General features: G+C 31.9%; 8 protein-coding genes. 3 read left to right on the forward strand and 5 right to left on the reverse strand.

The annotated features are described in order from the left end of the window. Window positions 1-3 precede the first annotated feature (3 nt). Window positions 4-1317 (forward strand): McrC family protein, encoded by a 1314-nt coding sequence (locus CDG56_RS09020; protein ID WP_087547659.1) that lies wholly within the window; start codon window positions 4-6, stop codon window positions 1315-1317. 282 nt (window positions 1318-1599) lie between these two features. On the opposite strand, the gene CDG56_RS09025 is transcribed toward CDG56_RS09020, so the two are convergent. After that, window positions 1600-2001 (reverse strand): (deoxy)nucleoside triphosphate pyrophosphohydrolase, encoded by a 402-nt coding sequence (locus CDG56_RS09025; RefSeq protein WP_087547660.1) that lies wholly within the window; start codon window positions 1999-2001, stop codon window positions 1600-1602. Window positions 2002-2034: 33 nt separating this feature from the next. Here CDG56_RS09025 and CDG56_RS09030 point away from each other — a divergent pair, with 33 nt between their 5' ends. Both CDG56_RS09030 and CDG56_RS09035 read left to right on the forward strand, forming a co-directional pair. Then, complete coding sequence (locus CDG56_RS09030) at window positions 2035-2364, forward strand: hypothetical protein (RefSeq protein WP_087547661.1); 330 nt, start codon at window positions 2035-2037, stop codon at window positions 2362-2364. After that, entirely contained in the window at window positions 2354-3490 is a 1137-nt protein-coding gene (locus CDG56_RS09035; RefSeq protein ID WP_087547662.1) for an XRE family transcriptional regulator, read from the forward strand. Before CDG56_RS09030 ends, CDG56_RS09035 begins: the two co-directional genes overlap by 11 nt. On the opposite strand, the gene CDG56_RS09040 is transcribed toward CDG56_RS09035, so the two are convergent. The 4 genes from CDG56_RS09040 to CDG56_RS09055 all read right to left on the reverse strand — a co-directional run. Further along, window positions 3487-4374: a hypothetical protein gene (locus CDG56_RS09040; protein ID WP_087547663.1), complete on the reverse strand. Its 888-nt coding sequence runs from the start codon at window positions 4372-4374 to the stop codon at window positions 3487-3489. The two genes, CDG56_RS09035 and CDG56_RS09040, sit on opposite strands and share 4 nt — an antisense overlap. After that, window positions 4371-5375, reverse strand: a complete 1005-nt coding sequence (locus tag CDG56_RS09045) for a thymidylate synthase (RefSeq protein ID WP_087547664.1) — start codon at window positions 5373-5375, stop codon at window positions 4371-4373. Before CDG56_RS09045 ends, CDG56_RS09040 begins: the two co-directional genes overlap by 4 nt. 6 nt (window positions 5376-5381) lie before the next feature. Continuing rightward, entirely contained in the window at window positions 5382-5690 is a 309-nt protein-coding gene (locus CDG56_RS09050; RefSeq protein WP_087547665.1) for a DUF4031 domain-containing protein, read from the reverse strand. Between the two features lie 232 nt (window positions 5691-5922). After that, a partial coding sequence (locus CDG56_RS09055; protein WP_143225708.1) for an IS5 family transposase occupies window positions 5923-6342 on the reverse strand: 420 nt, incomplete at its 5' end.

A 6342-nucleotide genomic window follows, 5' to 3' on the forward strand; every position in this document is an offset into this window, starting at 1 on the left:
AATATGTCTGATCTGATAACCGTCAGAGAATATGCATATCTTAGTGTTGCATATGCTGGATGCCCTGAATCAACGATAGACCATGCTTATATTTCTGCGTCTGCTTTTGACCATTTGTGTGAACTCTCAGCATCATTTTCTAGACATGGTGTAAAGGTATTTGAATTAGCGGGACGTAGAAAACTCAGACTAGATCAATATGTCGGAGTTCTCGAAACTAGGTGTGGTACGCGTATTGAAATATTACCGAAGCATGTTGATATAGAGCCTAGTGAATCTAATGAAACGGTGATTGCAAAAGAACGTGAGCTTTTAAAAAAGATGCTTAAGGTATCTTTACATTTACCATATCGCGATGCTGGTGAGGCAAATTTAAGTCGTTTTAAACAGCCTATACATGAGTGGATCATAGATCAGTTTCTTTGTAACTTTGAAAAACTTATTCAACGTGGTTTACGCTTTGATTATCAACGTGTGCAAGAAGAGCAAAAGTACTTGAGAGGGCAATTACAGCATGTGAAACATATGCGGCAATCCCCAGCAAGAAAGCATATTTTCCCGATTGAGCACGACATCTATGAAGTTGATCGTCCTGAAAATAGGTTAATTAAAACAGCCTTAGAAGTAGTCTGTAAAAAAACAAGGAGTTCTAAAAATTGGAAACTTGCTCAAGAGCTTCGCTTAATGACTGGGGAAATTCCAAAGAGTCAAAATATAGCTCAAGATTTTAAACAGTGGCAGTCAGGGCGTTTACTCGCACTATATGCAGATATAAAGCCATGGACTGAGCTAATTTTAAGTGAATATATGCCAGTATCTACTCAAGGTGGTTGGCGTGGGATGAGCCTATTGTTCCCAATGGAAAGATTATTTGAGCATTATGTTGCTTATCATTTACGCCGAAGTTTAAAAGATTGGAAAGTGAAGACACAAGTATCAAGTCAGCATATATGTACACATGAAAATAGACAAATTTTTAAGTTAAAACCAGATATCTATATTGAAAAACAAAATAAAAAAATTGTGTTGGACACAAAATGGAAATTGATTGATCAAAATAACTTGTCAGGACGATATAGCTTGAAAGATAGTGATATTCAGCAAATGTTTGCGTATAGTCATCATTATTTACAGCATAGTAGCGAAGTAATTCTTATATATCCATATCGTAAAGATAAATTTTATCAGCCATTACCTCAATTCGCGTTTAATGCAACTGATAATAGAGCTTTTTTAAAAGTAATACCTTTTAATCTAGATAAACCAAATGATATGGAAAAGCATATTTTTAGCTCCAACTCAATATTGTTTGAATAGCCAGCAATATTCTAAATGCATATAACCCACTTTGGGGACTGTCACCACTGCTATAGATAAATATGGTCTATTCTTTTTTGCATAGGAGATAACATTATGAGTGGAAAATGATATACCCCATAATTAAAAGTTTAAAATGTTAAATTAATTGCTAAAAACTGAAAATTTTACTATTGATGTAGCAGAGTATTTATTTGGGAATCTAGAAAAAAAGGAAATAACTTCTTTTCTGGTCTGATTTGGCTTTGATAGATTTTATGCAAAATTTCTATATTAATTTATTTAATTTTTTTCTTGGTGATAGAGTAGATTAACAACAGGTAGATCTGCCTCTGCCCAATCAAGTGTTTTTAGATCTTTTGCAGATTTCCAAACAATTTTTTTATGGTCAAGCAGGGTAATTTTACTTTTATCAATTGCACATTCAAAGAAAGTGATATGAACGCTGAAGTCAGGATAGTCATGATAAACATCTGTGAGAAAATTGATAGAATGTATTGAAGTATTTAGCTCTTCTTTAATTTCTCTTCTTAAACAAGCTTCAGAAGTTTCATTAGCTTCAATCTTACCCCCAGGGAACTCAAATTTAAATGCTAAGTATTCAAATTTATGATCTTTACGTTGAGCACATAAAAATTTATCATTATCTTTAATGACAGCTGCAACAACTTCGATATATTTCAACTTGTGCCTCGATTAAAGGTGTTTTCGACAACAATGATAATTTCATTTATATCAAAAGAATTACGAGATAATGCAATCAATGAGTTTTTGGGGATGCAAAATCTTCCCCCGATGTCATTAGCGATATTAAAAACAATTTTAACATCATTTAGTGTCGCTGCAAGTCTGAATGATCTGCCAAGATTTTTGATTGAAAGAATAATTTATACTAATGAAAACAATATCTTGTGTGTTTTTGGTGATTTTGTTTTACATTTTATTATTGCTCATAAGGAGCCTCCAAGGGCTCAAGATGGTACAATAGACTGGAATCTTATCTCTCGTTTGCAATTGATCTATGTAGGGGAAAAAAATGCTAGTTAATGGTTTTCAGCCTAATTGGATTTATTCTCCTAGTGATATAATTAACCAATTTATTGTTTTGTCAGATATTAATTTAGAATCAATATCTGACAATGACTTAAAGGTGTTAGAAGAAATAAAATTAGAAAATGCGAAGATTAACTTAGATAACATCAGTGTCCTAACTAAAACTTTTGGAGGATCAAACAATTTTTGGCTAAACCTACAAAATCAGTATGATGAGTATCGTGGTTATTTAAAATGTAAAAGTATTGATCCCCAGTTTAGTGATTTTAAATATATTATAAGTGAGTTAAAGTCAGAAAAATTCTTACCTTCAAATCAGTTGGATTATTTGGATCAGGTAAATTTAAAATCATTTTATGGAATTAATGAATTTCAAACTTTAGATAGTAAAACAGTTATATCCAATATTCTTGGTGCTAGACTTAAAGCTATTGGAAAGTACTCTATTTCTGATCTGAATTTAGCTACATATATTCGGAAAGTAGAGTTTGAGGCTATTAAGCAGTTTGGTTCTAGTGAAATATTCTGGAATAAAGATAGACTCTTATCAAGAATAGAAGAAATAAAAGAACTTACGAAAAGTCGTAGTATCTTAAAAATTCTTCCAGAGCTCATTAATTTACTTAATCAATGTGGAGTTGCTTTAGTTTTGGCACCAACTTTGCCAAAAACTCCTATTTGTGGATTAGCTAAATTTTTGAAAAATGGAAAAGTATTGATAGCCTTGACACCAAAATACAATAAGGACTACATTTTTTGGCAGACTTTATTTCATGAATTAGGTCATTTAGTTTTGCATGAAAATGAAATGGTATTTTGTGATACTGATGAGGAAGTTGAAGCAGAGTCACTTATAGAAGTTGAAGCAGAGTCACTTATAGAAGTTGAAGCCGATGCCTTTATGTTTGATAAATTATTACATCCTATTTCTCATAGAGATTTAGAAAGTTACATAGATTTAAAATTAATAAGAAGAAGTAAAATAGATGGATGGAAAGAGATATGTAAGAAGGCTAGAGAACTTAATATTTCACCTAGCCTACTAGTTGGGAATTTAAAAAAAATGAAATTAATCCCATATAAATATTATGCTGATAGACATCACAATATTTTTGATTAACCTTTATAAGGAATATATATATCTGGAGACTTCTGCCAATTGCAGATAGCATCTTCAAACTCTTGATAACCAATACCCAAATGATCTGCCAATTGGATGGAAAGTTGATCTAGAACCTTAATGGTTTGCTGTCCAAAAAGTCTCTTAGCACCCTTTTTAGGACCTGTTGATCCTGCAATATGGCAAGAATCGGCTTGTATAGGTGCAAGTTGAGTCTTATAAATTAATGAAAGATAATCGAACATACCTAATCTTGCAAATCTATAAAATTTTAGTTCTCTAGATAAGCGTTTGAATTGTTCTTTTGGGTGTTCATTTTGTTTAGGCTGAAATAGCTGTTGGTGGCCACCGTTATTATTTACAAGTCCGATATACGAATCTATTACGTCTCTTAGTTGTGAAAAAGATTCGTATTTTCTATGATTCCCAAATTTTAGTTTTATACCTGATGAGCGATAACGTGAAACCCAATTATCTACTAAAGTAGGATTACTGCTAACATTAGTCCAAGTTAATTGAGGTGATTGCCCCAAATTATTATAGAAATTTTTAGTTAGTTTCCATTTAGAGTGATAATTTTCTCCAAAATGAATCGTTAAAAAGGCTAACCAAAATGCTTCATCTAAGTTTATATTTTTTAAATATATAATTGAACGAAGTGGATCGAAAAGAGAGTTATTGGGATCTGTTCGTTTTACATCTATTGGTCTAGATTGAATTAATTGAAAATAGTTAACACGATTAACACTAGCTACTAATTGTCTACTTAATACATCAATCTCTAGTGGGAAGGATGTAGCAGGTATACGCCTTATATTTTGACTAAAGTCATTGATTTTTTTGGTGATGTTATTGGCCATTATATCTTTTTGATTGAAATTCATTTTAATCCCTTTGTCAATATTTCTAGAATTCGTTTATTAATAAAAGCCTTAATCGGTATACTAGAACATTTAGTTTCTAACTCTTGTAAACCGGAAATGTTGGTTTCATCAAATTTAACGAAGTAATATACAAATAAGATGATTGCCATTTCTTTAAATGTTTGATCTTCTAACAAATCTAGCTTACTAAGGTTACAACTCCTATTAACTCTAATATCTTTTTCAATTTCTAAAATTTTTTCCAAACTATCTTCTAATAGTTGTGGGTTGATGGGAGGCATTGAAGCATGATATTGCCAGCCTTCCTTTGATAGATAGTGGGAGATCTGTTCGATATTTTCTTCATAGATATGTAGGCTACCAACTATATGCGTATATTCACCCAATTTAAGATTAGGATATTCTGCTATTAATTTAGCAAGCATTATTTCCTGAAATAGAGTGAAACTGAAAATATCATGTACTAATCCTAGAGCTGCATCATTTGAACGCATGTAACATGTTAGATGTAACTTATCGTTTCTTATAAAAAATTGTAAAGTGCAAGTACAGGGTATATCTCCAGAGTCCTCACCTAGTAGATCATTTTCTGAATAAATTGCTATTACAGCACGACGACTATCTTTAGATTTTTTTAATAATTCCACTATTTTATTAAATTGGCTTGGTTCTCGAAATATTCTTGAACCATAAGCCCCAGGTACTGGGTCTAAACTCTCTTCAGTGAACTTTATCCGTTCTCTGTACTTTTTAATATAGTATTCAATAAAAGTAATCGAGTTGGAGCCTGATATATACCAAAGAAATTCACCTAAGCAGCTTATAACTTTGCTTCTGCCTTCAGATAAGCTAATACGTGATCGAGGGTTTAATAGAGTGAGAGTACAATTCCTGACTTCTAGAATAGCACCTCTAGTTGGATAAGCTTTTTCTCCGTTAGCTAAAATATAGTCGTAAGTTTCATGTAATAGATCATCTAGTGATTCTGCTGTTATGTGCATTTTACATCATTGGAATAGTTCGATTTGTGATCTATTATAATTTTTGTTTTGATACTTATCTAACTCTATTTTTAATTTTTTCCCACAATCTATAATAGTTCTTCTATCAGCAAGTAAAGCCCCTAGAACTAATGCTAATTTTCGTTTTTCAATTGTAATGTCATAGTGTGGATAAGATGCAGAGTGATGAAACCAGCACTTTTTTACACCTATTTCAGCGGCAAAGTTATGTAATTCTTCTAAATTATCAGCCATTAAATGACACCAATGTTTCCCTTTATAGGGTATTTTCGAGTTGTCAACATAGATTGGCATACTGGCCTCCAGTAGAAATCTTGACGATTCTATATATTTTTTTTAATTGATCCAATTTTTTTATAAAAATTTTTACTGATAATAATACTTATTTCTGTTTCTGGCTAGGGAATAGCCACTAATTTGTGGCTCACTTTAGCTAGTGAAGCCTTCTAAAAAATCGTAAACTTAAATACCCTAATTAAGAGCTATTTCTTGGACATTAGTGTATTAATCTAGGGTCTGTTGAGAATTACCGAGAGTTAATTAAACTCGCGCACAATTGAATCATAGCTTCAAAACTCGTATCTGTTTTACAACTACGCATCGCTATACGTTTAAATTCTTTTAACTTACAGAAATAGTTTTCAATGAGATGACGCCATTTATACATAATCGTATCAAATGCTCTCATTACTTTTCGATTAGATTTGGGTGGGATCACCACTTTCACTTTACGTTCATTTAGTTCTTGAATAAGCCAATCTGCATCAAATGCTTTATCCGCTAGTAATGCTTGAAAATCAACATCTTCAATTAAAGGTTTGGTTTCTATTAAATCGTGATATTGACCAGGCATTAATCGAAACTTAATGAGGTTGCCTAGACTATCCACTAAGGCAAGAATTTTACAGGTCATTCCACCTCGAGATTTACCTATAGACTGCTTGAA

This window comes from Acinetobacter sp. WCHA39 (assembly GCF_002165385.1).
Classification (GTDB): domain Bacteria; phylum Pseudomonadota; class Gammaproteobacteria; order Pseudomonadales; family Moraxellaceae; genus Acinetobacter.